The sequence below is a fragment of the Mycobacterium sp. DL440 genome (assembly GCF_011745145.1).
Taxonomy (GTDB): domain Bacteria; phylum Actinomycetota; class Actinomycetes; order Mycobacteriales; family Mycobacteriaceae; genus Mycobacterium.
This window is the reverse complement of record NZ_CP050191.1, coordinates 25885-51987: the sequence shown is the minus strand read 5'-3', so window position 1 is coordinate 51987 and position 26103 is coordinate 25885. Positions and strand designations below refer to the sequence as shown.

At 66.0% G+C, this 26103-nt stretch carries 25 protein-coding genes; 16 read left to right on the top strand and 9 right to left on the bottom strand.

What is annotated here, in order from left to right; translation table 11 throughout:
- A complete protein-coding gene (locus tag HBE63_RS00235; RefSeq protein WP_064848152.1) occupies positions 1-774 on the bottom strand; it encodes a response regulator transcription factor in 774 nt (257 codons plus the stop codon).
- 476 nt (positions 775-1250) lie between these two features.
- Between HBE63_RS00235 and HBE63_RS00230 the strand changes: the two genes are divergently transcribed.
- Positions 1251-3416: a bifunctional SulP family inorganic anion transporter/carbonic anhydrase gene (locus HBE63_RS00230; RefSeq protein WP_166902290.1), complete on the top strand. Its 2166-nt coding sequence runs from the start codon at positions 1251-1253 to the stop codon at positions 3414-3416.
- Between the two features lie 200 nt (positions 3417-3616).
- On the opposite strand, the gene htpX (HBE63_RS00225) is transcribed toward HBE63_RS00230, so the two are convergent.
- From htpX (HBE63_RS00225) to grcC1, 3 genes are all read right to left on the bottom strand, one after another.
- Positions 3617-4522 (bottom strand): zinc metalloprotease HtpX, encoded by a 906-nt coding sequence (htpX, locus tag HBE63_RS00225; RefSeq protein WP_166902288.1) that lies wholly within the window; start codon positions 4520-4522, stop codon positions 3617-3619.
- Between the two features lie 182 nt (positions 4523-4704).
- Positions 4705-5580: a zinc metalloprotease HtpX gene (gene htpX, locus HBE63_RS00220; RefSeq protein WP_166902286.1), complete on the bottom strand. Its 876-nt coding sequence runs from the start codon at positions 5578-5580 to the stop codon at positions 4705-4707.
- Positions 5581-5657: 77 nt separating this feature from the next.
- On the bottom strand, positions 5658-6665 hold the full coding sequence (gene grcC1, locus HBE63_RS00215; RefSeq protein ID WP_166902285.1) for a nonaprenyl/(2E,6E)-farnesyl/geranylgeranyl diphosphat synthase: 1008 nt from the start codon (positions 6663-6665) through the stop codon (positions 5658-5660).
- 21 nt (positions 6666-6686) lie between these two features.
- On the opposite strand from grcC1, the gene menJ reads away from it, so the two are divergent.
- Positions 6687-7907 carry a menaquinone reductase gene (menJ, locus tag HBE63_RS00210; RefSeq protein WP_166902283.1) on the top strand — a complete coding sequence of 407 codons (1221 nt, stop codon included), beginning with the start codon at positions 6687-6689 and terminating at the stop codon, positions 7905-7907.
- Here the strand turns inward: menJ and HBE63_RS00205 are convergent.
- The 4 genes from HBE63_RS00205 to HBE63_RS00190 form a co-directional block, all read right to left on the bottom strand.
- On the bottom strand, positions 7886-8395 hold the full coding sequence (locus tag HBE63_RS00205) for a TspO/MBR family protein (protein WP_166902282.1): 510 nt from the start codon (positions 8393-8395) through the stop codon (positions 7886-7888). The two genes, menJ and HBE63_RS00205, sit on opposite strands and share 22 nt — an antisense overlap.
- 137 nt (positions 8396-8532) lie before the next feature.
- The gene (locus HBE63_RS00200) at positions 8533-8814 is read right to left on the bottom strand and encodes a pyrimidine/purine nucleoside phosphorylase (RefSeq protein WP_166902280.1); all 282 of its coding nucleotides are present in this window, start codon (positions 8812-8814) and stop codon (positions 8533-8535) included.
- A gap of 61 nt (positions 8815-8875) precedes the next feature.
- Positions 8876-9820: a GTP-binding protein gene (locus HBE63_RS00195; RefSeq protein ID WP_166902279.1), complete on the bottom strand. Its 945-nt coding sequence runs from the start codon at positions 9818-9820 to the stop codon at positions 8876-8878.
- Positions 9821-9863: 43 nt separating this feature from the next.
- The gene (locus tag HBE63_RS00190) at positions 9864-11648 is read right to left on the bottom strand and encodes an FAD-dependent oxidoreductase (RefSeq protein WP_166902277.1); all 1785 of its coding nucleotides are present in this window, start codon (positions 11646-11648) and stop codon (positions 9864-9866) included.
- A gap of 315 nt (positions 11649-11963) precedes the next feature.
- Between HBE63_RS00190 and HBE63_RS00185 the strand changes: the two genes are divergently transcribed.
- The 12 genes from HBE63_RS00185 to HBE63_RS00130 all read left to right on the top strand — a co-directional run bounded on the left by HBE63_RS00185 (position 11964) and on the right by HBE63_RS00130 (position 23645).
- Positions 11964-12776, top strand: coding sequence for an ABC transporter permease (locus HBE63_RS00185; RefSeq protein WP_166902275.1), 813 nt, complete (start codon positions 11964-11966; stop codon positions 12774-12776).
- The gene (locus HBE63_RS00180; RefSeq protein WP_166902273.1) at positions 12773-13630 is read left to right on the top strand and encodes an ABC transporter permease; all 858 of its coding nucleotides are present in this window, start codon (positions 12773-12775) and stop codon (positions 13628-13630) included. The genes HBE63_RS00185 and HBE63_RS00180 overlap by 4 nt, the downstream gene beginning before the upstream one ends.
- Complete coding sequence (locus HBE63_RS00175) at positions 13627-15078, top strand: MCE family protein (protein WP_166902272.1); 1452 nt, start codon at positions 13627-13629, stop codon at positions 15076-15078. Before HBE63_RS00180 ends, HBE63_RS00175 begins: the two co-directional genes overlap by 4 nt.
- Positions 15075-16127 carry an MCE family protein gene (locus HBE63_RS00170; protein ID WP_166902270.1) on the top strand — a complete coding sequence of 351 codons (1053 nt, stop codon included), beginning with the start codon at positions 15075-15077 and terminating at the stop codon, positions 16125-16127. Before HBE63_RS00175 ends, HBE63_RS00170 begins: the two co-directional genes overlap by 4 nt.
- Positions 16128-17183 (top strand): MCE family protein, encoded by a 1056-nt coding sequence (locus HBE63_RS00165; protein WP_166902269.1) that lies wholly within the window; start codon positions 16128-16130, stop codon positions 17181-17183.
- Positions 17174-18283, top strand: a complete 1110-nt coding sequence (locus tag HBE63_RS00160) for an MCE family protein (RefSeq protein ID WP_166902267.1) — start codon at positions 17174-17176, stop codon at positions 18281-18283. Before HBE63_RS00165 ends, HBE63_RS00160 begins: the two co-directional genes overlap by 10 nt.
- A gap of 6 nt (positions 18284-18289) precedes the next feature.
- The gene (locus HBE63_RS00155; RefSeq protein WP_166902265.1) at positions 18290-19360 is read left to right on the top strand and encodes an MCE family protein; all 1071 of its coding nucleotides are present in this window, start codon (positions 18290-18292) and stop codon (positions 19358-19360) included.
- Positions 19357-20580 carry an MlaD family protein gene (locus HBE63_RS00150; RefSeq protein WP_166902263.1) on the top strand — a complete coding sequence of 408 codons (1224 nt, stop codon included), beginning with the start codon at positions 19357-19359 and terminating at the stop codon, positions 20578-20580. The genes HBE63_RS00155 and HBE63_RS00150 overlap by 4 nt, the downstream gene beginning before the upstream one ends.
- On the top strand, positions 20577-21197 hold the full coding sequence (locus HBE63_RS00145; protein WP_243858395.1) for a mce associated protein mas1a: 621 nt from the start codon (positions 20577-20579) through the stop codon (positions 21195-21197). The genes HBE63_RS00150 and HBE63_RS00145 overlap by 4 nt, the downstream gene beginning before the upstream one ends.
- A gap of 38 nt (positions 21198-21235) precedes the next feature.
- Complete coding sequence (locus HBE63_RS00140) at positions 21236-22141, top strand: oxygenase MpaB family protein (RefSeq protein WP_166902261.1); 906 nt, start codon at positions 21236-21238, stop codon at positions 22139-22141.
- A 2-nt stretch (positions 22142-22143) separates the two neighbouring features.
- Positions 22144-22863: an oxygenase MpaB family protein gene (locus HBE63_RS00135; protein WP_243858393.1), complete on the top strand. Its 720-nt coding sequence runs from the start codon at positions 22144-22146 to the stop codon at positions 22861-22863.
- A gap of 92 nt (positions 22864-22955) precedes the next feature.
- Positions 22956-23645, top strand: coding sequence for a sensor domain-containing protein (locus HBE63_RS00130; protein WP_166902259.1), 690 nt, complete (start codon positions 22956-22958; stop codon positions 23643-23645).
- 137 nt (positions 23646-23782) lie between these two features.
- Here HBE63_RS00130 and HBE63_RS00125 read toward each other — a convergent pair whose 3' ends face one another.
- Positions 23783-24475 (bottom strand): demethylmenaquinone methyltransferase, encoded by a 693-nt coding sequence (locus tag HBE63_RS00125; protein ID WP_166902257.1) that lies wholly within the window; start codon positions 24473-24475, stop codon positions 23783-23785.
- 82 nt (positions 24476-24557) lie between these two features.
- Here HBE63_RS00125 and HBE63_RS00120 point away from each other — a divergent pair, with 82 nt between their 5' ends.
- Both HBE63_RS00120 and HBE63_RS00115 read left to right on the top strand, forming a co-directional pair.
- Positions 24558-25382 carry an SDR family oxidoreductase gene (locus HBE63_RS00120; RefSeq protein WP_166902255.1) on the top strand — a complete coding sequence of 275 codons (825 nt, stop codon included), beginning with the start codon at positions 24558-24560 and terminating at the stop codon, positions 25380-25382.
- A 158-nt stretch (positions 25383-25540) separates the two neighbouring features.
- Positions 25541-26062, top strand: coding sequence for a nitroreductase/quinone reductase family protein (locus HBE63_RS00115; protein ID WP_166902253.1), 522 nt, complete (start codon positions 25541-25543; stop codon positions 26060-26062).
- Positions 26063-26103: the final 41 nt, after the last annotated feature.

Below are 26103 nucleotides of genomic sequence, written 5' to 3'. Positions count from 1 at the left end.
TCACGACGCCGGCCGCAGCATGTAACCCACCCCGCGCACGGTGTGGATCATCGGCTCGCGGTCGGTGTCAACCTTCTTGCGCAGGTAGGAGATGTAGAGGTCGACGATGCTGGACTTCCCGCCGAACCCGTAGTTCCATACCCGGTCGAGAATCTCGGCGCGACTCAGAGCCCGGCGCGGGTTGCGCATCAGGTAGCGCAGCAGCTCGAACTCGGTCACGGTCAGATTGATCGGCTCGCCGCCGCGGGTGACCTCGCGGCTGGCTCCGTCGAGCACCATGTCCCCGACCTTGAGAGTCTCGTCGGCCGGCGGCGTGGTGTGGCTGGACCGGCGCAGCAGCCCGCGCAACCGGGCGACCAGTTCCTCGAGGCTGAACGGTTTGGTCATGTAGTCGTCGGCGCCGGCGGTCAAGCCGGACACCCGGTCCAGTACCGAATCCCTGGCCGTGAGGAACAGCGTGGGCGTATAGCCGTCGGCCTCGCGGACCCGCTGCAGAATCTGCAGGCCATCGATGTCGGGCAGCATGATGTCGAGCACGACGACATCGGGTTCGATCTCGTCGAACTTCGTGACCGCGTCATGGCCGTTGTGCGCCACATCGACCTCCCAGCCCTCGTAGTGCAGGGCCATCTTGACGAGGTTGGTCAGCGCCGGCTCGTCGTCGACCAGCAGTACGCGAATCGCAGACCCATCGGCGCGATGAATCTTCGGCAACTGTCCGAGGATGGCCTGCCGCGGTTGCTGGGCACGAGGTGAAACGGACATCGTCGTCATATTTCCATTGTGCGGAGTACACAGACGGTTGTCACGGAGTTCATATGGACTTCTAAGGGAATACCGCTTCTATGAGACTTCTATGACGCTCGTCACCTTGGCGACCTGTGGTGACCTGACTCAAACAACTTGCGATACATACAGTTTCCAACGAATTGGTGAACACTTGGCGCCGCCCCGATTCCCATTCCAGGCGATTAGCCGTGCGCACCAGGCAAATTCACAGTGAGATACTTTCCCGAAACATTTGGGTTCTCTATGCATGGCCCAAACTTCCTTGCACCAGCTCACAGCGATAAATACTCTCGCTCATAGCAATTGGGTGTTGCCGAGCTTCGACGGGTCCAGAAAGTGGCCCGTGTCGCACTGCGCTCCAACACCTTTCGAAGTTGTTCACCGACAACGGCGTCAATACTTGTGCGCGGGCCCGCGATGAGGCGAGCCCGCGCATCACCAACTCCAGACGGAGGCGTTGCATGCAGCAAACCACTGATTTCGTAGGACGGGCCCGGTCCGTGCTGCGATACGACCTGCCGGCGTCTCTGGTCGTATTCCTGGTCGCCCTGCCGTTGTCGCTGGGTATCGCAGTGGCGTCGGGCGCTCCCGTCCTCGCCGGCATCATCGCCGCCATCGTCGGCGGCATCCTCGCCGGCGCCCTGGGCGGATCGCCGCTGCAGGTCAGCGGTCCCGCGGCCGGGCTGACCGTGGTGGTCGCCGGCCTGATCTCGCAGTTCGGTTGGGCAGTCACCTGCGCCATCACCGTGTGCGCCGGCGTGCTGCAGGTGCTGTTCGGACTGAGCCGGGTGGCACGCGCCGCACTGGCCATCTCCCCCGTCGTCGTGCACGCGATGCTGGCCGGCATCGGCATCACCATCGCGCTGCAGCAGATCCACGTGCTGCTCGGCGGCAGTTCCAACAGCTCGGCCTGGGCGAACGTCGCCGAACTGCCAGGTCAGCTGATCAACGCTCACGGCCACGGTGTCGTCCTGGGCGCGCTGGTGATCGCGATCCTGGTCGGCTGGCGCTGGGTGCCCACTGCCGTCAAGAAGGTGCCCGGCCCGCTGGTGGCCATCGTCGGCGTCACCGCGCTGTCGTTGCTGCCGGCGTTCGGTGACGTCACCCGCATCCAGATCAACGGCTCCCTGCTGGACGCGCTGGCCCTGCCCGGCCTGCCCGAAGGCAACTGGGGCGCCTTCGCTGCCGGAGTGCTCACCGTCGCGCTGATCGCCAGCGTCGAGAGCCTGCTGTCGGCGGTGTCGGTGGACCGCCTGCACACCGGCCCGCGCACCAACTTCGACCGCGAGATGATCGGCCAGGGCGCGGCCAACATCGCCTCCGGCGCCGTCGGCGGGCTGCCCGTCACCGGTGTGATCGTGCGCAGCTCCACCAACGTTGCCGCCGGAGCTCGCACCCGGGCGGCAGCGATCCTGCACGGCGTCTGGATCCTGGCGTTCGCGGTGCCGTTCGCCGGCCTGGCCCAGATGATCCCGACCGCCGCCCTGGCCGGCCTGCTGATCGTCATCGGCTGCCAGCTGGTCAAGCGTGCTCACATCGAAACTGCCAGGCGTACAGGCGATCTCGCGGTGTATGTGGTAACGGTGGCCGGCGTGGTGTTCCTCAACCTGCTCGAAGGCGTGCTGATCGGACTCGCGCTCGCCATTGCCCTGACCGTGTGGCGGGTGGTCCGCACCAACATCGTCGCCGAGCCCACCGGTACCGACACCTGGCGCGTCGCCATCGAGGGCTCCTGCACGTTCCTGTCCCTGCCCAGGCTCACCAGCGCATTGGCGGAGGTCCCCACGGGCACGTCGGTGGCCATCGAGCTGTCGGTCGACTTCATCGACCACGCGGCCCACGAAACGATCGAAGAGTGGCAGCGCCAGCACGTGGCCACCGGTGGCACGGTCGACATCCACGACCTGGGTTCGGTCGAGATGGGCAGCGCCGTCACCGGCCCGCCGATGCGTGGCTTCACACCGTTCGACAAGCGCTCCGGCGTGGTGCCGTGGAGCTCCTGGCAGCGCGAGGAGACGTCGTCGGTGCTGCACGGCCTGGCCGCCTACCACCGTCGCACCGCCCCGGTGCTGCGCCCGCACATGCAGGAGCTGGCGCACGCCCAGCGGCCCGAGACGCTGTTCCTCACCTGTGCCGATTCGCGGGTCGTGCCCAACGTCATCACCAGCAGCGGTCCGGGCGATCTGTTCACCGTGCGCAACGTCGGCAACATGATCCCGGCGGGCCAGGCCGACGCGTCGATCGAAGCCGCCATCGCGTTCGCAGTGGACAAGCTCAACGTCTCCTCGATCGTGGTGTGCGGGCACTCGAGCTGCGGCGCGATGACCGCGATGCTGGGCAAGACCGACGCGGGCGACAAGCACCTGGAATCCTGGCTGGCCCATGGCGATCCGTCTGTCGCAGCGTTCGACGAGGGCCGCCACCCGGTGGCTCAGTCGGCAGCCGATGCCGGTTTCGGGATGGTCGATCAGCTGTCGATGGTGAACATCGCGGTGCAGGTTCAGACGCTGCAAGCGCACCCCCTGGCCCGCCGGGTCAACGTGATCGGCCTGTTCTACGACATCGCCAGCGCCGACGTGCTGCGGGTGACCCCCACCCACATCGAGACCCTCGCCGGCGCCGCGTAGGTTCTCCCCACTGCACGGCTTGCACCGCGAGCGTGCGTGTCTGTCGCCGACACACCATGTTTCGGCAACTGTTCACGCACGCTCGCGGTGTCTCGTCAGTCCTCGGGGCGTCAGTCGAGCGGGAAGTGCTTGCTCGACGCACCCCGACACGCAGACCACGAAGACGCGTGCCATAACTGGCCAGTCGCCCTTGCTGGAGATCAGAAGTAGCCGGGGCGTGATCCGTCTCGACCCGCCATGTCCTCAAGCCGGCGGATCCGATCGGCGATCGGTGGATGCGTCGAGAAGAGCTTGCCGATGCGCTCGCCAGAGCGGAAGGGGCTGGCGATCATCAGATGCGCTTGATCGGCCAACTGCGGCTGCGGAGGAAGCGGCGCCGCCTCCACCCCACCGGAGATCTTGCGCAATGCCGATGCCAAAGCCAGTGGATCACCCGACAACTCGGCACCGGACTGATCGGCCTGGTATTCCCGCGAGCGCGAAACCGCCATCCGCACCACCGTTGCCGCGATCGGTCCCAACAACGAAACCAACAACAGAGCAATAGGATTCACGCCGCCGCCTTGTCGGCCACCACCGGACATACCGGCGAACATCGCCATGTGCGCCAGTCCGGTGATCACCGAAGCCAGCGCGCCGGCCACACACGAGATCAGGATGTCGCGGTTGTAGACATGCGAAAGCTCATGGCCCAACACTGCTCGCAGTTCGCGCTCGTCGAGAATCTGCAAGATGCCGGTGGTGCAACAGACCGCGGCGTTGCGGGGATTGCGCCCGGTGGCAAATGCATTCGGATTGGCCGTGTTGGCGATGTACAGCCGCGGCATCGGCTGATCAGCGGTGGTCGCCAATTCGCGCACGATCTTGTAGATCTCCGGCGCCTGCTGCTCGGTGACGGGCTGCGCGTGCATGGCCTTGAGTGCGAGCTTGTCGCTGTTGAAGTACGTGTAGACGTTCATGCCGACTGCCATCAACACCGAGATCCACAGGTAGATACGCGAACCAGTGGCATTGGTGAACAGACCGCCGATGAAGACGATCAGCGCCGACATGCTGATCAGCAGGATGAATGTCTTGACGGTATTGCCGGTGGGGTGCCAAGTCATCGAATTTCCTCCCGCATGCCGACCGCGTACGTCAATTAAACGTCGTCGGTACGCGCAGGGGGTGTGGATTCGACGCTAATCGCACTGTGTGCACGTTGACGATTGTGCGAGCGTGCGCAAAATGCTGCCGTGGTGCGGCGTGTCGGGCAGCAGACATGCACGCTCGCGGTGCAAAAGGAAACTCAGTAGTGGCCCGGACCGCGCCCGGCCATGTCCTCCAGACGACGGATCCGCTCGTCCATCGGCGGGTGCGTCGAGAACAACTTGCCGATGCGCTCGCCGGCCCGGAATGGGCTGGCGATCATCAGGTGCGCCTGATCGGCCAACTGGGGCTGCGGGGGCAGCGGTGCCGCCTCGATGCCACCGGAGATCTTACGCAGCGCCGAGGCCAATGCCAGTGGGTCACCGGTCAATTCGGCTCCGGACTGGTCGGCCTGGTACTCGCGCTGGCGGGAAACCGCCATCCGGACCACCGTCGCCGCAATCGGTCCGAGCAGCGAAACCAGCAGCATGGCAAGCGGATTCGTGCCTTCACGGTTGCCGCCGAACATCCCCGCGAACATCGCCATGTTGGCCAGGGCGGTGATCACCGATGCCATCGCGCCCGCCACACATGAGATCAGGATGTCGCGGTTGTAGACGTGGGAGAGCTCATGCCCGAGCACCGCACGCAACTCGCGCTCGTTGAGCAGCTGAAGAATGCCCGTGGTGCAGCACACCGCGGCATTGCGTGGGTTGCGACCGGTGGCGAACGCGTTCGGGTTGGCGGTGTCAGAGATGTACAGGCGCGGCATCGGCTGATGCGCCGTGGTGGCCAACTCCCGCACGATCCGGTAGATCTCGGGCGCCTGCACCTCGGTGATCGGTTGGGCGTGCATCGCGCGCAGCGCCATCTTGTCGCTGTTGAAGTACACGTAGACGTTCATGCCGACGGCGAACAGCACCGCCAGGTACATCACGTTGCGGCCGAACAACGAACCGACGAACACGATCAACGCCGAAAAACCGACCAACAACAGAAATGTCTTGATCCGGTTCGCATGCGGGTTCCACGTCATCGCAGTTTCCTCCTAACGGGCAACTACTCGGCAACCATCGCTGATTAAACGCTCAGTTACCGTCCGTGGTTCCGGAATCAGCCGTGACGGTTGACCGTGTAGTCCACCAGTGTGGCCAGCGCGTCACGCCCGGGCCCGGCCGGAAGGCCGGCCAACTCGTCACGTGCCTGCGCCGCGTACTCGGCCACGGTCTCCTTGGCACGGACCATGCCGGCCGACCGCCGCAGCAGCGCCAACGCCTCGGCCACGTCCTCGTCACGCTCGACGGGCGTGTCCAGCAACTCGCGCAACCGGTCGGAATCCGGCCCCGACTCGCGCAACGCATACAGCACCGGCAGGGTATGCACGCCTTCGCGCAGGTCAGTACCCGGAACCTTGCCCGATTCGTCGGGCTCACTGTCGATGTCGATGATGTCGTCGGAGATCTGGAACGCGGTGCCCACGATCCCGCCCAGGCGGTGCAGCCGCTCGATCTGGTCGGCATCGGCACCCGAGAACGTCGCGCCGAACCGTCCCGAGGCAGCGATCAGACAGGCGGTCTTCTCATAGACCACCTTGAGGTAATGGTCGACGGAGTCGACATGCTCGGCCGCACCGCGGGTCTCGCGCATCTGGCCGGTCACCAGTTGGGCGAATGTGTCAGCAATCACACGCACCGCATCGGGCCCGAGCAGCGAAACCAGCCGCGAGGCCGTCGCGAACAGGTAGTCACCGGCCAGGATCGCGATGTTGTTGCCCCACCGGGCGTTGGCGCTCGGCGCCCCGCGACGCATCTGGGCCTCGTCCATCACGTCGTCGTGATACAGCGTGGCCAGGTGCACCAGCTCGATGACCGCACCGGCGATCGCGACCTGAGGGTCGTCGGGCCGGGGCCCCAGGGACGCCGAGAGCACGGTGAACAGCGGGCGGAACCGCTTGCCCCCGGCCTGGAACAAGTGCTGGACCGCCTCGGCCATGAGCTCGTCGGCTTTGCCCAGCTCGTCAGACATCAGTTGTTCGATCCTGGCGACGCTGTCCCGGACGTCGGCGGCGAACGCCGCGTCCCCGAAATCAACGCCTGCCACCACAGTCGCTGGTGTCCTCATTCGTCCAACATACTGGGAGCAATGGATATCAAGGCAGACGTGGTCGTCGTCGGCGCCGGGCCGGCCGGGTCGGCGGCCGCCGCATGGGCGGCTCGAGCCGGTCGTGACGTGCTGGTGGTCGATGCCGCGCAGTTCCCCCGGGACAAGTCCTGCGGCGACGGACTGACGCCGCGCGCGGTCGCCGAGCTGGAACGGCTCGGCATGGGCCCGTGGCTCGACACCCGGATCCGCCATCACGGCCTGCGGATGTCGGGGTTCGGCGCCGACGTCGAGGTGCCGTGGCCCGGGCCGTCGTTCCCGTCCACCGGAAGTGCGGTCCCGCGCACCGAACTCGACGACCGGATCCGCTCCGTCGCCGCCGACGACGGCGCCAAGATGCGATTGGGCACCAAAGCGGTTGGGGTCAACTATGACTCACGTGGACGAGTCGAATCCGTGCAGCTCGATGACGGCGCCACGATCGGCTGCAACCATCTGATCGTGGCCGACGGAGCCCGCTCCACCCTGGGCCGTGTGCTCGGCCGTACGTGGCACAAGGAAACCGTCTACGGCACCGCCATCCGGGCCTACATCGCCACGCCCCGAGCTGACGAGCCGTGGATCACCTCGCATCTGGAGCTGCGCTCCCCCGAAGGTCAGGTGCTGCCCGGCTACGGCTGGATCTTCCCGCTGGGCAACGGCGAGGTGAACATCGGTGTGGGCGCCCTGGCGACGGCCAAACGTCCCGCCAACGCCGCCCTGCGCCCGTTGCTGTCGTATTACACCCAGTTGCGCCGCGGGGAGTGGGGATTTTCCGGGGAGCCGCGGGCGGCGCTGTCGGCGCTGCTGCCGATGGGCGGTGCGGTGTCCGGGGTGGCGGGGCCCAACTGGATGCTCATCGGCGATGCGGCGGCATGCGTCAATCCGCTCAACGGCGAGGGCATCGACTACGGGCTGGAAACTGGCCGGCTGGCGGCCGAGCTGCTCGGGTCCGGCGACTATTCACAAGCCTGGCCCGCGGTTTTGCAGGAGCATTACGCCCACGGGTTCTCGATCGCCCGACGACTGGCCCTGCTGCTCACGCTGCCCCGGTTCCTGCCGGCGTCCGGTCCGGTCGCGGTCCGCTCGTCGTTCCTGATGAACATCGCCGTGCGGGTGATGGGCAACCTGGTCACCGAAGAGGACGACGACTGGGTCGCCCGGGTGTGGCGGGGCGCCGGTCTGGCGTCGCGTCGCCTGGATCAGCGCAAACCGTTCAGCTGAGCGCGGTCATTGCGGTTGAGCATCCAGATCCGGGTGGACAGCGCCGTCGCGAAGGCACACCACAGCGGATAGGGCGCCAGCACCGCGCCGGGGCCACCTTGCGCCTGTACTGCGCGACGGGTCAGATCGGCGCTGCTGGCGGTCAGTGCAGCGGCGGTGACGGCCGCGGCGCCGAGTTGGCGGCGGGAGAAGAACACCCATGACCATGCCGCGTTGACGGCCAGGTTGCCTGCCAAGGCCACTGTGTAGTGACGAGCCCGGTCCGGGTGACCATCGGCGCGCAGCCGGTCGATCGTACGGGCCGATACCACCGCGATGCCGGCGTACAGGATCGGCCAGACGACCGGAAAGGCTTGTCGCGGAGGCTGAAACGACGGCTTGCGCAGCTGTTCGTACCAGCTCGACTGCGCGGGCCGACTGGCCAGCCCGCCGACAAGCGCAGTGGTCAGTGCCGCGGTGGCCGTCTTGGCCAGGGTGATCGGTCGCATGCGTGACTGGTTACCCGGATCGAGTGGTCCGCACACGTGGGCGCTGCGCGTCGCTTTCTACGCCGGGGCTGCGCTTCGCGCCTTGGAAGCGCCCTGGGGTAGAACGCGGTGCACCGAGAGGCCAGTAGAGCCTCAGGTCATCGGTACTCACACAGATAGGCCGTCTCGACCTCGGTGCGGACCTGGAACTTGCTGTCGGCCGGCACGGTGAATTGTGTTCCCGCCGCGAAGGTTTCCCACTGCTCGCTGCCGGGCAACTTGACGGTCAGAGCGCCGGACACCACCCGCATGATCTCGAGCTGGGAAGTACCGAACTCGTACTCGCCGACGGCCATGACGCCCACGGTCGCAGGCCCCTCCGGTGCCGTGAAGGCGATCGATGCGACGTCGCCGCCGAAGTACTCGTTGACCTTGAACAATGCCGCTCCTTGAATTCGAGTGAGCGGCCAGGATAGCCGGACGGGCAACCGCCGCCGCCGGCTACACCACGTACTTGAGCACCCCCAACATCGCGTTCTCGTCGGCCGGCTCACCGGTGCACCGCTCGAGCCCCGCCAGTACTGCCGACGGGTCCATCCCGGTGCCGATCAGCACAAGCTCGGTGCCGCCCGCACGCCGCTTCTCGAAACGCAGCGCGCTGCCGACCAACTGCAGCAGGAAGCGCTGAGCGCCGAAGTCGACGAAACCCTTGGCGCGGTAAAGCCCTTCGGGGCGGTCCCGCAGAAACTCCATGAACAAGCGTGGGTTGACCGCGGCATCGGTGCGGAACTCGACGCTCTGATACTCGGGATGGTCGTGATCGTGCTCCTCGCGCAGCAGTTCGTCGAAAGACAGCTGGGCCTGCGGAACCCGTGGCTGCGGCGGGTCGATCAGCAACTCGGGGTCGACGCGGGCAAAGTCGGTGGGCAGCACCGGAACCCGGGGACTGAACTTGCGGATCCGTGCGAGCAGGCCGTCGATGTCGGCGCACGAGGACGCCTTGTTGAGCACCACCAGATCGGCGACCGGCAGCCCGTGACTCAGGTCGGGTTGCAGGCCGTCGAGGACCAGAACCAGGCCGGCGTAATGGAACCGGGGATCGTCGACTGTGACAATGGTGCGGGCCAGGGAGGCCGGCTCGGCCACGCCACTGGCCTCCACCACGATGAGATCCAGCCGGGGTTTGACAGCCGCGAGCCTGCCCAGCATCTCGCCGACTTCTTCGCCGTCGACCGCACAACAGATACATCCGTTGGACAGCGATGCCATCGCGTCGACCTGACCGGCCACCAGCATGGCGTCGATGTTGACCGCGCCGAAGTCGTTGACCAGCGCACCGATCCGGACGCCGCGGCTGTTGCGCAGCAGATGGTTGAGCAGCGTGGTCTTGCCGGCGCCCAGGTGCCCGGCGACCGCGAGCACGGGTACCGATCCGGTCGACGTCACCGGCCCATCGTAGGGTTAATGGTAATTGTTTTCACTAAGCGGGTCAGGTCGGCCAGCGGGTGTCGACGATGTCCAGCGCGTGGGGCAGCCTGGCCCGGTACCGCGCCTTGTCCGCCGCCTTGAACGGGCCCCACCACGGCGCCTGGAACAACCCGAGGACGTTGGCCTTCGACCCTGAGTAGCCCGACGCCAGCAGCACCCCGTTGGCGGCGTACCGGCCGCCTTCGTTGGCGCCCTCCATCGTGGTGACGTTCTGGTCGGTCTTGATCCACTCGCCGGCCAGGAACAGATTGTCGATCCCGGTGACGGCCTCAGGCCGGCGCGCCCACGAACCCGGGTCCTGGATGAACAGCGGCTCATCATTGCGCACGTTGGGCGTGCCCGAGTCGATGATCGACGGGTCGAGAAACCACGAATGCACCATCTTGTCCGTGACCACGATGCTGGTGTCGTTGAGATGTGCCTTGATCTGCGCCCAGGCCTCGGCGGCGATCTGCGGCGGGGTGCACTGCCTGGCACTGAGCCCGTTGAAATTCCCCTGCGTGCTCCAGTCCGAGATGATCGCCGACAGACAGTCTTTGACAGTGCCGTCCCCATAGGACGTCAGCGGCCGCTTCCAGAACTGGGCCTCACTGATGGAGGTGAGCCCCCACCCGGAGTCGACGTAGTTGACGTGCCCCTTCGTGACGTCGACGCGCTCACGCAGAAAGAACATCAGCCCGTTCATCCACTCGGTGCGTAACGCCGCCACATTGGCGAGCTTGGGATCGGCGGCGATCACGTCGGGGGTGAGCACCGCCGCGAGCTTCTCGCAGGGCACGGCAGAGATGTACCAATCCGCGACCACAGGTTGGGCCACCCCGTTGCCGTCCACCACAGTTGCCGAGGCGATGTGGCGACCGTTCGGGGTCAGCCGGGCCAGCGCCTGACCGAGTCGGAACGTCACCCCCAGCGACTGCAGGTGGGCCACCCAGGGATCGATCCACTGCAGGCTGGTGGGCCCGTTGAGCACCCGGTCGAACCCCTTGTTGTCGATGTCGTTGCCCAGCAGCAGGATCGACCACACCGAGGCCTCGCCGACCAGCCCGATCGAATGCGCGCTGGCGTCTTTGGACTTGGAGGCGGCCAGGTTCCGGATGATGCCGTCGGCCAGGTAGCGGTTGTACTCCTTGCTCTTGTGGTCCGCCCCGATGTATTTCTCCCAGGTCATGTTGTCCCACTGACCGAGCTTGCGCTCATCGCAGCTGGTGACGTAGACCGCGAGCTTCTGCGCGGCGTACACCGCTTCCAACGGCGGCAACCGGAACAGCGTCTGGAACACCGCGGCCACCGACTCGGTGAACGCCTTCGGGGTGATGGGGTTGGGCAGCGTCGGGATCGGAAAGGGCAGCGGAATGGTCAGATCCGCCCGCCCCAGCCCCGAGTGCAGATACGACGTGGCTCGGGTCAGGTTCTGCCATACGCCGAAGGTGTTGCCGGCGAACGGGATACGCCGCATGGTGTCGGTGACGTTGCGGTAGAAGCCCGGGAAGAACCGGAAGCCGTGTTCGGCCGGTAGGGCGCTGCCCGACGGCGACGGTGCCGGGATCGACCGTGCCTTGCCGCCCAAGGCTTTTCGCTCGAACACCGTGACCCGGTACCCGCGCTCGGCCAACTCGTGCGCGGCAGTCAGGCCGGCCACCCCGGCACCGAATATCGCGACCGTGGACCCGGGCGCGGCGTGCGCGGTCGCCGGTCTGCTCAGCGCCGCAGCGGCCACCCCCGCCGTGGCCGTTCCGGCCAGAAACGACCGCCGTGAAATGTGACGTTCCCCAGCCCCACCCGACATCCCGATACCACCTCAGCTCGGCGACCCCTGTGGGCGTTAAGTTAATGCCGATTCCGCTTCACACCCGGCCGACACGCCGAGTTGAATTCAGGCCGACCGGTCGCGATCCGATGCTCACAAACTCGAGCCGTCCACCATTCAGGACCTCCGAAGACATGCTCGGCCGACTCGAGAATGACCATTCACTTAATTCTTGCGGTGGCGTCACGAAATGTGACATGCTCCACAGGCGGCCGGGGGGTCGAAACGGTGCTCAGCACTACCGGTGTCACCGGCCGGCCCCGCGCATGCCACGACAAGCGCGGAAGGAACTCGATGACATACGAGCTACCAGCGTCCAAGGGCCCAGTTCGGGACGTCCTGGTCCAGGGCGGCCACGTGCTCGGCTTCTCGGTGCAGGCGCTGGTCAGCGTCGTCACCGCGGTGGTCCGCCGGCGACTGGTGCTCGACGAGGTCGTCAACCAGACCTTGTTCATCGGCCGGGTGTGCACCGGGCCGGCCCTGCTGCTGATGATGCCCATCGGGGTGTTCATCGCCGTGTCGGTCGGTGAGCTGGCCGGGCGCATCGGCGCCGGGGGCTACTCGGGCGCGGTGGTGGCGTTCATCATCGTCGGCCAGGCCGCGGCCCTGGTGTGCGCGCTGATGATGGCCGGCGTGGCCGGCTCGGCGATCTGCACCGACCTGGGATCGCGCACCATCCGCGAAGAGATCGACGCGATGGAGGTCATGGGCCTGGATGTGATCGAGCGACTCGTGGCACCGCGGCTGGTCGCCGCCGTCATCGTGGCCCTGGCCCTGTGCTCGATCGTCACCTTCGGCGGCGTGATGGCGTGCTACCTGTACCACATCAGCGTGCAGCACCTGCCCGCCGGAACGTTCCTGGCCACGTTCAGCCAGTACGGCCAGGTGTCGGATTTCGTTATGGCACTGATCAAGTCAGCGGTGTTCGGACTTACCGCGACTTTGGTCGCCACCTTCAAGGGCCTGCACACCAAGGGCGGCGCCGGCGGGGTGGCCAACGCGGTGAACGAGGCCGTGGTGCTGGCCTTCGCACTGGTCTTCATCCTCAACACCACCATGTCGGCGCTGTACACCGTGGTGGTTCCGGCCGTGGGCAGCTACAGATGACCGCACTTACCAGCAGTGCTGCCCTGCAGCGGATTTCGCGACCCGCGGTCGCCGGGTACGACGCACTCACGGTGGCCGGCCAGCACGTCACCTTCTACGCCAAGGTCCTCGGTTCACTGCCGTATGCCCTGGTGCGCTACCGCAAGCACACCCTCGGCCAGATCGGCGAGGTCACCTTCGGCACCAGCTCCCTGCTGTCCGGCGGCGGAACCATCGGGATCGTGTTCGCCATGTCGCTGGCCGCGGCCATGATGCTGGGCGTCGAGACCCAGCGCGGCCTGGACCTGGTCGGCATGAACACGCTGTCCGGCATGCTCGCCGCGATCGCCAACACCCGCGAATTGGCGCCGGTGGTGGTGGCGATCGCCCTGGCCGCCAAGGTCGGAACGGGCTTCACCGCCCAAATCGGGGCCATGCGGATCTCCGACGAGATCGACGCGCTCGACGCCATGGCACTGCGCTCCATCCCGTACCTGGTCGGCACGCGCGTGCTGGCCTCGGTGGTCTGCGTCATCCCGATCTACATGATCGGCCTGCTGGCGAGCTATCTGTCCACCCGTACGGTGGTGGTGATCTTCAACGGCGCGTCCCCCGGCACGTACGACTACTTCTTCCACCTGGCCCTCGGCCCGCGCGACCTGCTCTATTCGGGGATCAAGGCGATCGTCTTCGCGATCGTGGTGGCCCTGGTGCACTGCACCTACGGCTACTTCGCCTCGGGCGGGCCCGCCGGGGTGGGACAAGCCGCCGGCCGGGCACTGCGCACAGCGATCCTGGCGGTCGGCATCCTCGACGTGCTGCTCACCTTCGCCCTGTGGGGCCTGGTCCCCGAGATCCCCGGGATGGGAATGTGAAGCGCCTCAGGCCATTCGGCAGGCGCCGCAGGTATTCGGAACCCAGCCGGGCGAAACTGGCGCTGCGCGGCCTGGCCGCCGCCACGGTAGCGGTAGCGGTGGCGTCGGCGCTGGTGGCCCGGGCGTCCGGACATCTGGAACGCAGTGCCGATGTGTTCGTGGGAGTTCCGGTGTCGGCCGGCCTGATCACCGGCGGATCCCCGGTGCGCTACCACGGCGTCAACGTCGGACGCATCGCCGACATCGAGTCGGGCACCCACACATCCCGGGTCCGGCTGGCCATCGAACCCGACAGCCTCGGCATCATCCCGTCCTCTACCGTCGCGCGGATCGTGCCCCGCACCTTCTTCGGCGACATCTACCTGCAACTCGTTGACCCGCAACACAACCGGTCGACAACGGGGCTGAAGCCAGGTGACACCGTAGCGATCGACGACAGCCCCGACGCGATGGCGCTCTACGACGTGTTCACCAAGATCGTCGAGCTGTTCTCACAGATCAAACCCGAGCGCATGCAGACCGCCCTCACCGCGATCAGCCAGTCACTGCGCAACCGCGGCACCGAACTGGGCACGACGATCGACAACCTGAGCGCGAGCGCCCAGGTGCTGACCCCGTCGCTGGTGCGGTTCCTCGACACCACACCGCAATTCCGGGATGTGATGGCCTCGCTGAACACCGCCACCCCCGACATCATCTCCACGCTGTCGGCGGCGACGTCAGTGTCCAACCGGATGGTCGACGACCAGAAGAAGTTCGCCTCGGCGCTGGACGGTTTCGCCCGGTTCTCCTCTGTGCTCACCTCATTCCTCTCCGACCATCGCGCGCAGCTGATCACCGTCGTCGACTCGGCAGGCAAGATCATGGCGACCACCGCCGCCCAGCCACTCGGTCTGGTGGACACCCTGGCCGGCGCCCAGTCGTTCGGTGAGGCCGGCGCCAAGGTGTTCGCGACGGGCAAGTTCAACATCACCGCCGTGGCGACTTTCGCCGGACCGATGCCGTACGCGCTGACCGACTGTCCGGCGTACGGCAACACCCAGGGCGCCCGGTGCGCCGAATCCGCTCCGTCGGGTGCGGTACCGGATCAGCCGGTGGACGTGCTGTCCCGCCCGGCCGCCGATCTGCCGGTCACACCGTTCACCGCGCCGGCCCCGCACCTGCCGACGCATTCGTTCCTGCCGCCGGGCCCCGGGTTGCCGCAGTCCGCCCCGATCCCTACGGAACCGCTTCCCGCCGAGGCAGTTCCGGGAGCCGCACCTGCGTCATCGATTTCCGAGGCTGCGCCCGCGTCGGTCATCGTCGACGCCGACGGCCAGGCCCATGCCCTGGCGGTGCTGCAGGACGAGCTGGCCCCCCCGGCCGGCACCCCCTCGACCCAACCCAACATCGCCACTGTCCTCATGCTGGGCCCCCTGGTGCGCGGCACGGAAGTGCAGGTGTCATGAACCGCAACGGACGGTGGCAGTCATGGGCCAAGCTGGGCATCTTCAGTACAGCCGGAGTGCTCAGTGCAGTGTTGGTGATCAACACCCTGTCGGTGCCGGTGCGCGGTAGCACCGTCACCTATCAGGCGCAGTTCACCAGCGTCGAGGGCCTCAATGTCGGAAACCCGGTGACCATGAACGGCATTCGGATCGGGCGGGTGGATACGATCCGGTTTGCCCCCAACACCGACGGCACCACCCGGGCCGATGTCGACATCGAGGTCAACTCCGACTTCACCCTGACCAGCAATGTCACCGCGGCAGTGCGCTACGGCGACATGCTCGGTGCCCGCTATGTGGCCCTGTCCGACCCGGGCGGGGCAATCATGGATGTCTCCACCGACGAACCTCCGGCGCGACTGGCCGCCGGGGGCGTCATCCCCCTGGCCCAGACGTCGCCCGCGGTTGATCTGACCGCACTGCTCAACGGGTTCAAACCGCTGTTCGACGCGCTGGCTCCCGAGCAGGTCAACACTTTGACCCGGGGATTCGTCGAGACCTTCAGTGGCCAGGCCCAGACCCTGACCACGCTGCTGACCCAGATCGCCGCAATGACTTCGTCTTTGAGTAGCAATGCGGGCATTTTCACCCAGCTCATCGACAACATGTCGACGTTGATGCGCACCATGGACACCCGCCAGCCCCAACTGGAACAGATGCTCAGCGGGCTCAACCGGCTCAGCGCAGCGGTGACCTCCGGTGACCGGCAGTTCGAGACGCTCATCGACCAGGGCGACGCCGTGCTGGCCACCCTGGCCAACACGGTCAACAACTCGAGCGCGGCCTACGGAGACACCATCACCAATCTCAATGCCATGCTGCAGACCTGGCAGCCCAACACCGAGGAATTCACCAAGTTGCTGACCCGGTTGCCCGAGTTCGGTGACGCGATCAACCGCACTTCCAGCTACGGCGGGTTCGTCAGCCTGTACCTGTGCAACTTCACCCTCAAGATCCGTAGCCACGAAGCCAACATCTTCGGCTACACGCATTCCGAGGTGTGTCAGTAGATGTTTCTCGTCAAACTGATCGACCTCGTCGTCGGCGCGGTGATCTTCCTCTTCGTGAAGGATCAGCGCAAACACAACCCGTCAATCCCGTTGGCGCTGGGCATGATCGGCACCGTCACCCTGGTGGCCATCATGGTCGTCTCGATCGGCATCCCCCGCGCCGTCTACCACGTGCGGACCAATGCCTATGTCGCCGAGCTGGCCAATGCCAGCGGTCTGTCCGGGGGCGACCCGGTGTACGTCGCCGGGGTGCCGGCGGGTCGGGTGGAGGACGTGGCCCTGGCCGTCGACCGGGTACGCGTCGGCTTCCGGCTCGACAAGGCGCAGGCCCTCGGCAATCGCACCACGGTGACGGTGCGGCTGCGGACCGTGCTGGGCAAGAGGTTTCTGGATGTCATGCCCGCGGGCGCGGTAAATGGATTGGACTCCAACGTGATTCCGTTGTCGCGTACCACGGTTCCCTACAGCCTCGACGAAGTGGGCCGTAAGGCCGCCGACACCGCCGAGCACGTCGAGGCGCAGCCACTGACGGCGATGATGAACACCCTGGTCGACACCATGCCCGGCAACAGCACCGAACTCGGCCAGGCGCTGGCCGGAATCAGCGCCGCCAGTTCGGCCTTCGCCGACAACGGCGACAAGATCGACGAGATCCTGCGGATCAGCCGGTCGATGGCCGAAATGCTGTCGCATCAAACCGATTCGCTGGCCGACACCGCGGCCAATGCCCAGTACATCGTGTCCTCACTGGCCGCGCGTCGCCAGGCGCTCACCGACATCGTCACCAACCTGACTGCGATCATGCGGCACCTGGCCGCGATCTACACCGAGAAGCAGGCCGATTTCGGCAGTTTGATCGCCGGCCTCACCGCGGTCACCGGAACCCTGAAAGCCAATGTGGACAAGATCGACCAGACCCTGCTGAAGATGCCCCCGGCGATCCGCGCGGTCACCAATTCCACCGGCAACGGCACGTGGGCCGACGTCAACTCGCCGTCCGTGGTGATGCCCGACAACCTGTTGTGCTTCCTCAACGTTCAGCGGGAATGCCGATGAAGCGACAGATTTCGATGGCGCTCATCGTGGTCCTGTGTCTGGCCGCCGGCGGCTGGTACGTGTTCGGCCGCACCGACCGGGCCCGGACCGTGCACGCCGATTTCGGCTACATCAACGGCATCTACCCGGGCAGCAAGGTCACCGTGCTCGGAGTGCCGGTGGGACGGGTCACCGCGGTGACCCCACAGGGCACCACGGTGCGGGTCACCATGACGCTGCCCGACGACGTCGCGCTGCCCGCCGAACCCGATGCCTACGTGGTGAGCCCGGCCCTGATCAGTGACCGCAGCGTCGAACTCGGGCCCGCCTACAGCGGAACGGGGCCCACCCTGGCCGACGGTCACGTCATCGGGGCCGACCACAGCCACTCCCCGATCACCTTCGACACCATGCTGGGCAGCCTGAGCACACTGACCTCGGCGATCGGGCCGCAGCAGGGTGACATCGGCGCGGTGCTCACCCGCGGTGCCGACCAGTGGCGCGATCAGGGCAAGCTGTTCAACTCCGCGATGCGCAACCTCAGCGCGGCCAGCGGAGTGCTCGGCGCCCGGGCCGAGGACATCGGCGCGGTGGTGGACAACCTCAGCACGCTGATGGCCGCGTTCAACCAGCGTCAGGTGTCGCTGAACCAGATGGTCGACGAGCTCGGTCAGGTCGGCGGAAGCTGGGCCGACGCAGGAGTCGACATCGCCCAGCCCATGGCCGATCTGAAGGTGGTGCTCGATCAGGTGGACACCTTCGTCACCCAGCACGGTGATGATCTGGGCACGATCGCGGCCAACCTCAACGCCGTCGGCGATGTGCTGACCGCCAAGCAACCGCAGCTGGCCGAGTTCATGGACCTGGTGCCCCTGATGATGCAGAACCTGTCCAACACCGTCGGCCAGGACCGGCGCGGCCGGATCCGGTTGAACGTGTCCACGGTGCTGTCGCAGTTCGCCGCGGCCCAGAATTTCTGCGACCGCAACATGCTGCCGATGTGTGTGGGTGCCGGGATCACCAACCCGATCTCCTACCCGATCAGCCGCTCGGACCCGCTGGGCATCGTGTCTGCCGTCACCGGCAACGCACCGGCGCCGAACCCGAAGTACCCGAGGTGAACGGTCATGCCTAGATCCCTGCCCAAGCCCACCCTGCGGGGCGCGGCCGCCGGTTGCGCGGTCGTCGTGGCCACCGCCGGCGTATGGGCGTTGAGCGATATCGGAATTCAGGACCTGCCGCTTGGTCGCACCTCGCCGAGTGACACGATGGCCGTCACCGTGGTGCTGCCGACCGCCGACGGCATCACCATCGGGGCCGACGTGCGCAACGGGCAGAAGGTGGTGGGCCGGGTCAGCGGGATGAGCCTGGCCGCCTCGGGCGCCTCGGTTCAGCTGAGCCTGGCCGACGCCGACGGTCTGGACTCCGCGACCGTGGCCAGCGTGGAACTGCCGTCGGCCCTTGGCAATCCGTTCGTCCGGCTCAGCAGCGCCCAACTGGCTCCGCAGCGGGCGTTGCGCGACGGCGACGTGATCCCACCCAGTCACACCGAGCTGGGGCCGCAGATCGAGAGTGCGCTGGCCACCTTCGGGGCACTGCTGTCCCGCAGCGGCGTCGACCAGCTGGCCACCATCGTCACCGAACTGGACAAGGCGTTCGGCGGGCGGGCCGACAAGGTGCGTGGTCTGATCGACTCGATGTCCCTGCTGGCCGCCAAGGCCTCCCAACACCAGGGCGAGTTCGACCAGGCAATGAGCCTGGCCGCCAACATCACCGGACAGTTCGGCCACGAGCAGCAGACCGTTGCCGGCTACCTCGACGCGGTGCCCAAGGTGGTGGCAATGCTCGATGTCCAGCGCGCCAAGCTGCAGACGCTGTTCTCCGCTACCACCGCACTGGCCGCCACCGCCAACAGCGTGCTGTCGTCGACCGACCTCAACGCCATGGTGAACGACGCCGGCACCGTCGTGCAGACCATGGGCACCTTCAACGACCGGCTCGGCGGGATGCTCGCCGCGATGAACAACTTCCTGGAGAAGTTCGGCAACTCGGTACACGGCGACTACCTGATGTTCGATGGCGCCCTGGACATCCCGGGCACCATCGACAAACTCCTCACCGGAGGATTGATCGTCAACGGCACCCCGATCACCGGGGACGTCGCCTTGGAGGGGTTCTTGTCGGGAGGTCTGAATTGAGACGCCTGGTAGTGGTTCAGCTGGCGATCTTCGCAGTGATCGCCGTGATCGTCATCCCGTTCGGCATCCGCTACGTGGCCGGACCCCAAGGGTTCCGGACACCGATGACCCTGACCGCGACGATGACCGACGCGTTCGGCCTGACCGCCGGGACCAGCGTCACCGTGCGCGGGGTACAGGTCGGCACCGTCGACGACGTGTGGCTCGACCCCGACGGCACCGCCATGGTGCGGCTGGCAATCGACCCCGGCACCCGGATCCCGCGCGACGCGATCCTGACCGTCGGGATGGGCACGGCCGCAGGCATCCAGAGCGTCGACATCATGCCGCAGTCCGACGCCGGCCCGTACCTGGCCTCCGGGGACACCATCGCCGCACCGGCCGACCGGCAACCGATCCAGATGGACCGGATCATGGGCGACACCGCGCAACTGGTGAAAGGCATTGACACCCAGGCGGTTCAGTCGGTCGGAACCGAACTGTCGAACGCGTTCGACGGGCTGGGCCCCGACTTGGCCATGCTGATCGACAACGCGTCGGACATGTCCACCCGCATCCGAAGCCAGACCGGTCAACTGCAGCCACTGATCGAGGGCACCGCAGCATTGGTAACCACCATGGCCGGTCAAGGCGACCCGTTCGTGCGCGGTATGGCCGCCAGCTCACGGTTGGCCAATCAGCTCGACGGCAGTGGCCCGGCGTTCCTGTACCTGACCGATCGATCACCCGGCGCACTGAAGTCGCTGCAGCGGGTGCTGGATACCTATCAGGGCACGTTCGGCGCCACCCTGGCCAACCTGGCCACCGTCACCCCGATCATCGGTGACCGTACCGATTCGCTGCAGACCGGGCTCACGACCATCCCCAAGGGCTTGCAGGACCTGACGTCGATCGTCAAGGTCGACGCCACCGGCCAGACCCGGGCGGATTTCTCACTGATCGCCACGCAGGGACCGGTGTGCAACTACGACGTCGACCGGCGGGCCATCGGCGATGTCAGTCCCACCGAACCAAACCTGGTGATGTACTGCCCGCCCGCACCCGACATGCTGATGCGGGGGGCGGTCAACGCACCCCGACCCAACGATCTAGGCCTGCAGAACTCACAGACCCCCGGACATCCGATCGGACCCGACGTGGTCAGTGACCCGGTCAAGATCCCGACCCTGGCCCAGCTGGCGTACAAATGGCGCAGCATCCTGAAAGGTGGCCCGCAGTGAGCAATTCCGATGATGACTCTGTCGACGACCGCGGTGAATCGGTACTGACGTTGGAGGATCCCACCGAAGACCCAGCAGACGAAGCCGACGAACTCGAGGCTGAGCTGGAAGCCGAGCCCGAGGTATCTGAACCGAGCCGCCTCAAGCGCCGACTGGTCGCGGGCCTTCTCGCCGTGGTGGCCGTTGCCGCCACGGCCGCGCTCGTGGTGTTGTCCATCGGCGCGTACCACCACCGCCAGGACGACGCCCTGCGCACCGAGGCCGTCCAGATGTCTCGCGACTATCTGGTGGCGATGGCCGCCTTCGACTATCAGAAGATGGACGCCAACCGGGACCACATCGTCTCCGGCTCCACCCCGGCGTTCGCGGCCAAGTACGACGAGATGGTCAAGGCGCTGCGCGACATCGTGGTGACCAGCAAGGGCGTCGCGACCGCCACCGCCGAACGCGTGGCCGTCGACTCGCTGGACGGTGACACCGCAACCGTCGTCGCGTTCGTCGACCAGCACGTCACCAATGTGACTGCACCACAGGGTAGTAACCAGAAGTACCGGATGGTGGTCAAGCTCGTGCGCAGCGGCGACCGCTGGATCGTCGACGACGTGCAGACCGTGTAGTCCCCCCGTTAGCCATCGTTCGCCCCGAGAGGAGTTCCATGCCAGCGACATACGTGGATCTGGCCGCCGAGCCGCGGTTGACCACTGCCGAAACCCGCATCACCGTCACTCAGCGGGTGCCGCGGTGGATCCGGAAGAAGCACGTCGACCTCTCCGACGCGCTGGACTTCTGGTCCGCCGCCGGGGCGGCAGCGAACGTCATCATGCAGATGAGCTGGCCTGAGGTCGGGTACGGGGTGTCCGAAAGCCGGGTGGAGTCAGGAAGTTTGGTACACCACCCGTGGAAGCGGCTGCGCACCACCGCGCAATACCTGACCGTCGCGATCCTCGGCACCGACGAGGAGAAGAACGCCTACCGGGAGGCCGTCAACGTGGCGCACCGGCAGGTGCGGTCCACCGAAGACAGTCCGGTCAAGTACAACGCGTTCAACCGCGAACTGCAGTTGTGGGTGGCGGCCTGCCTTTTCATCTTCTACGAGGACACCCATCAGCTTCTCTACGGGACGATGACGGAGGAACAGGCCGAGACGTTCTACCAGAGCGCGATGACCATCGGCACCACCTTGCAGGTCCTCGAGGAGATGTGGCCGGCGACCAGGGCGGACTTCGATGCGTACTGGAACACCGCATGCGAACGCGTCGAGATGACCCCGTTCGTCCGGGATTACCTCATGGTCCTGGTGGAACTGCGGATGATCAACTGGCCGATGCGGAAGATGCTGGCGCCGCTGCTGAGGTTCTTGACCATCGGCTTCCTGGCGCCCGTTTTCCGCGACGCGATGGAACTGGAGTGGACCGACACCGACCGGCGCCGCTTCGAACACCTATTTCTGTTCGTGGCGTTCGTCAACCGGTTCCTGCCGAAGTCACTGCGCAACGGCAACTATGCGGTGCTCATGAAGGACCTGCGCCGCCGGATCCGCCGCAAGAAGGCGCTGATCTGAGGGTGACGGCTGCCGACCTCGGCCCGGGCACACTGCTGTGGCGCTACCTCGGGGATCGGCGGTTCCTGTTCACGCTGCCCCGGGCGGTGTGCCTGCAGTCTCTGCATCCGACGATCGCCACCGGGATCACGCAGCATGCGCTGTTGCACCGTCGAGTCTGGCTCCACCACAAACGCACTGTGACGCAAGCGATCAGGATCGCCCACACCAACGTCGACATGCGGCCGTACATCCGGTTCGCGCACGAAGACGTCAAGGGCCGCGACCCGGCCGGGAACAAGTACCACGCGCTGAACCCGGACGTCTTCCACTTCCAGCACGCCACCTATGTGGAAAGCCTTGTGATGATGGTGAATACCTTCATCCGGAAGCTAGATGACGACGAACACGAGCAGCTCTACCAGGAGTGCTGCGCGTGGTACCGGCGCTATGGCATCTCCACCCGACCGATGCCGGCGAGTTGGTCCGAGTTCGGCGAGTACTTCGAGAACGCATGCCGCACCCAGTTGTCGGCGGGTGAGCACTTCGAGCCGTTTCGCCGGCAGATGTTCGCGCCGACGGACTGGTGGCCGCGAGCCGTGCCGCATCGCGCAATCCGGGCCATGCAGCATCCACGGGCGGCCGAGCTGACCGGGACGGTGGTCAGCGCTCGCGATCGGCGATCCTTGCGGCGGTTCGCCGCCGTGAACCGGGTCCTGCCGACCGGCCGGGTTCTGTCCTGATCTTCCGCCGAAACGGCATTCCAGCAGATGGTTACTCGAACAAGTGCTGCTGGAATGCGGTTTCGGCGATGGGAACAGGCAAGAATGACCGGGTGCCCAGAACTCGAACGTTGTGCGTGATCGTCGCGGCGGCAGCACTGGTCGGCATCACCGGTTGCACTAGCACCGTGTCCGGCGCCGCCCTGAAGAAGACTCCGTCGCCGGAGGAGAACAAGCTGGAGCAGATCATGTTGCCGATCGAGGAACTCAAATCGATCGTCGGAGCCAACAACTTGACGTTCACCAGCAAGTCTGCGGACATGAGCAACAACTTCTGGAGGATTCGCGACGAAAAGTGCCTGGCCGCACTCTTTCCCGCCGAGGAGATGGACTATCGGTTCACTTACTGGACGGCAGTGCGCACCCAGGTGGCCCAGGACCCCGACTCAGACCACCACCACTTGGTGCAACAGGCCGCCGTGCTTTACGCGTCGGAGGCTGAAACGCAATCCATGCACCGGATCTCGGAAAAGGTATGGCGCAACTGCGCGGGCTCCACAATCCCGATCCGCGAGAAACAGGGCGAAGAGACCAGCGACCGCACCTGGAATATCGGCCATCTCGTCGTCGACGGCGACCTGATCACCCAGACAGCCACCCGCGCGGGCACCGATGGATGGGCATGCCAGCACTCACTGTCGGTGGTGTCCAAGATGTCGCTCGAGGCCAAGGTGTGCGGCTATCAGATCCACGACCAGGCAACCAGCATCGTCAACAAGCTGGTCACCAACGCTCACCGCTGAACGAGGAGCTTCCGGCGGAGTAGTTCCCGGTTGCCTCGTCAAATTATTTGACGAGGTTCCGCACTTCACCGGCCGATGAGCGCGCCCCGAAAGCTGCCGGAGTCCTATCGGCCCACGGTCACCAAGTGATACGCGAGCTAGGGGGACGGCTTCGTCGCCGCGTGCAACGCCACGATGCCGCCGGTCAGGTTGCGCCACTTGACCTGTGACCACCCGGCGTCGCCGATGCGACGAGCCAGCTCGTCCTGATCCGGCCAGGCCCGGATCGACTCGGCCAGGTACACATAGGCATCCGGGTTGCTCGACACCGCGGTGGCCATCCGCGGCAGTGCCTGCATCAGGTATTCCTTGTAGAGCGTGGCGAATGCACCGTTTGTCGGCGTGGAGAATTCGCACACCACCAGCCGGCCGCCGGGCCGGGTCACCCGGGCCATCTCGCGTAGCCCTGCCACATGGTCGACAACGTTGCGTAGTCCGAAGCTGATGGTGACCGCGTCGAACACCCCGTCGGCGAACGGCAGCCGGGTGGCGTCGGCACCCACCTTCGGCACCGGGCGCGAGGCCCCGGCAGCGAGCATGCCCACCGAGAAGTCCGCGGCCACGCACCACGCGCCCGAGGACGCCAGCTCGACCGTCGATACCGCGGTGCCCGCGGCCAGGTCCAGCACCTTGTCGCCGGGCCCGATTCCCAGCGCTGCACGCGTCTGCCGGCGCCAGAACCGGTCCTGCCCGAGCGAGAGCACCGTGTTGGTCAGGTCGTAGCGCCGCGCCACGGCGTCGAACATCGATGCCACTTCGTGGGGGTTCTTCTCCAGGCTCGCTCGACTCACGCCGCCGACGCTACCCGTAGCAATCCCTGTGAACTTCCTGCGATCGGGAATTGGCCTTCGCTGGGGCGACTTGAACCTGATCATGAGCGAAAAAGTGTGGTTCATCACCGGTGCATCGAGGGGCTTCGGACGTGAGTGGGCAATCGCGGCCCTGGACCGCGGTGACAAGGTGGCGGCCACGGCGCGCGACACCGCGACGCTGGCGGACCTGGCCGACAAGTACGGCGACGCGCTGCTGCCGATCCGACTGGACGTCACCGACCGCGGGGCGGACTTCGCCGCAGTCGCCCAGGCCCACGGCCACTTCGGCCGGCTGGACATCGTCGTCAACAATGCGGGCTACGGCCAGTTCGGGTTCATCGAGGAGTTGTCGGAAGCCGACGCGCGCGATCAGATCGAGACGAACGTCTTCGGTGCACTGTGGGTCACCCAGGCCGCGCTACCGTACCTGCGCGCCCAAGGGAGCGGGCACATAATCCAGGTGTCCTCGATCGGCGGTATCACCGCATTCCCGCTGGTCGGGATGTACCACGCGTCCAAGTGGGCGCTGGAAGGGTTGTCGCAGTCACTGGCCCAGGAGGTCGCACCGTTCGGTGTGCACGTGACGCTGATCGAGCCGGGCGGGTTCTCTACCGATTGGGCCGGATCCTCTGCCAGACACGCTGCCCCGCTTGCCGATTACGACGAGGCCCGCGCCGCCGCGCAACGCGCCCGCCAGCAGCGCAGCTCCAAGCCCGGTGACCCCAAGGCCTCGGCCGAGGCGGTGCTCAAGATCGTCGATGCCGAAGAACCGCCGCTGCGGGTGTTCTTCGGTGAGCTGCCCCTGCAGCTGGCCAAGGCCGACTATGAGAGCCGGCTGGCGACGTGGGAGCAGTGGCAGCCGATCTCCATCGAAGCTGGTGGCTGAGGGCTGACTTGCGATAGGTCGTTAAGTGCCAAATAGATTGGGGAACAGTTGTTTTCGACATTTGCGACCATCGCGAACAGAAGCCGGACCGGGAATAGTTTCTGTGCGCAGTTGGGTTCCGACTGTTCGTCATTGTCTTTGAGCGAACGGGGAATCGCATGACTGAACAGAGTGTGCCGTCCTCCGGCGCATGGGGCCTGGGCGCCGACGCTGAGGAAATCAGTCGGCTCAGCGAAACTGGCCTTGACGAGATGCCAGCCATCAACGCCGATGTGGTCCAGCAGTACCGGGAGAATCACGGAGTGATCAACACCGGGTTGTTCGCGGGGATGCCAGGCCTGCTTCTGCGCACGAAAGGGGCGCGGTCGGGTAAGCCCAGGGTGAACCCCCTGTACAGGTTTGACTTCGAGGGCAGCTGGTACGTCATCGGCGCAGATGGGGGAAACCCCAAAACCCCAGCTTGGGTGTACAACCTACGAGCAGAGCCCAAGACATCGGTCGAGGTCGGCAACGGGACCGCGGCGGTGGTGACTTACGAAGTGACGGCCAGAGAGTTACCGGAATCGGAACGCAACCGGGTGTGGGCGGAGCTGCTGCGCGAAATTCCGCATATTGACGGATTCCAGGCGAGAACCGACGGCCGCGTGATCCCGGTATTCGAGCTGTCGGCAAGGAAGTAGCCGAAAACCACCGCAGCTGTTTCATCCGACCATCACCGGGG

Coding starts and splice junctions, on each gene's coding strand:
- HBE63_RS00185 (WP_166902275.1), top strand. CDS start 11,964: ATGACATACGAGCTACCAGCGTCCAAGGGCCCAGTTCGGGACGTCCTG.
- HBE63_RS00140 (WP_166902261.1), top strand. CDS start 21,236: ATGCCAGCGACATACGTGGATCTGGCCGCCGAGCCGCGGTTGACCACT.
- htpX (WP_166902288.1), bottom strand. CDS start 4,522: ATGACTTGGCACCCCACCGGCAATACCGTCAAGACATTCATCCTGCTG.
- HBE63_RS00190 (WP_166902277.1), bottom strand. CDS start 11,648: ATGTCGGGTGGGGCTGGGGAACGTCACATTTCACGGCGGTCGTTTCTG.
- HBE63_RS00120 (WP_166902255.1), top strand. CDS start 24,558: ATGAGCGAAAAAGTGTGGTTCATCACCGGTGCATCGAGGGGCTTCGGA.
- HBE63_RS00230 (WP_166902290.1), top strand. CDS start 1,251: ATGCAGCAAACCACTGATTTCGTAGGACGGGCCCGGTCCGTGCTGCGA.
- HBE63_RS00205 (WP_166902282.1), bottom strand. CDS start 8,395: ATGCGACCGATCACCCTGGCCAAGACGGCCACCGCGGCACTGACCACT.
- htpX (WP_166902286.1), bottom strand. CDS start 5,580: ATGACGTGGAACCCGCATGCGAACCGGATCAAGACATTTCTGTTGTTG.
- HBE63_RS00115 (WP_166902253.1), top strand. CDS start 25,541: ATGACTGAACAGAGTGTGCCGTCCTCCGGCGCATGGGGCCTGGGCGCC.
- HBE63_RS00160 (WP_166902267.1), top strand. CDS start 17,174: ATGCCGATGAAGCGACAGATTTCGATGGCGCTCATCGTGGTCCTGTGT.
- HBE63_RS00165 (WP_166902269.1), top strand. CDS start 16,128: ATGTTTCTCGTCAAACTGATCGACCTCGTCGTCGGCGCGGTGATCTTC.
- HBE63_RS00235 (WP_064848152.1), bottom strand. CDS start 774: ATGACGACGATGTCCGTTTCACCTCGTGCCCAGCAACCGCGGCAGGCC.
- HBE63_RS00170 (WP_166902270.1), top strand. CDS start 15,075: ATGAACCGCAACGGACGGTGGCAGTCATGGGCCAAGCTGGGCATCTTC.
- menJ (WP_166902283.1), top strand. CDS start 6,687: ATGGATATCAAGGCAGACGTGGTCGTCGTCGGCGCCGGGCCGGCCGGG.
- HBE63_RS00155 (WP_166902265.1), top strand. CDS start 18,290: ATGCCTAGATCCCTGCCCAAGCCCACCCTGCGGGGCGCGGCCGCCGGT.
- grcC1 (WP_166902285.1), bottom strand. CDS start 6,665: ATGAGGACACCAGCGACTGTGGTGGCAGGCGTTGATTTCGGGGACGCG.
- HBE63_RS00180 (WP_166902273.1), top strand. CDS start 12,773: ATGACCGCACTTACCAGCAGTGCTGCCCTGCAGCGGATTTCGCGACCC.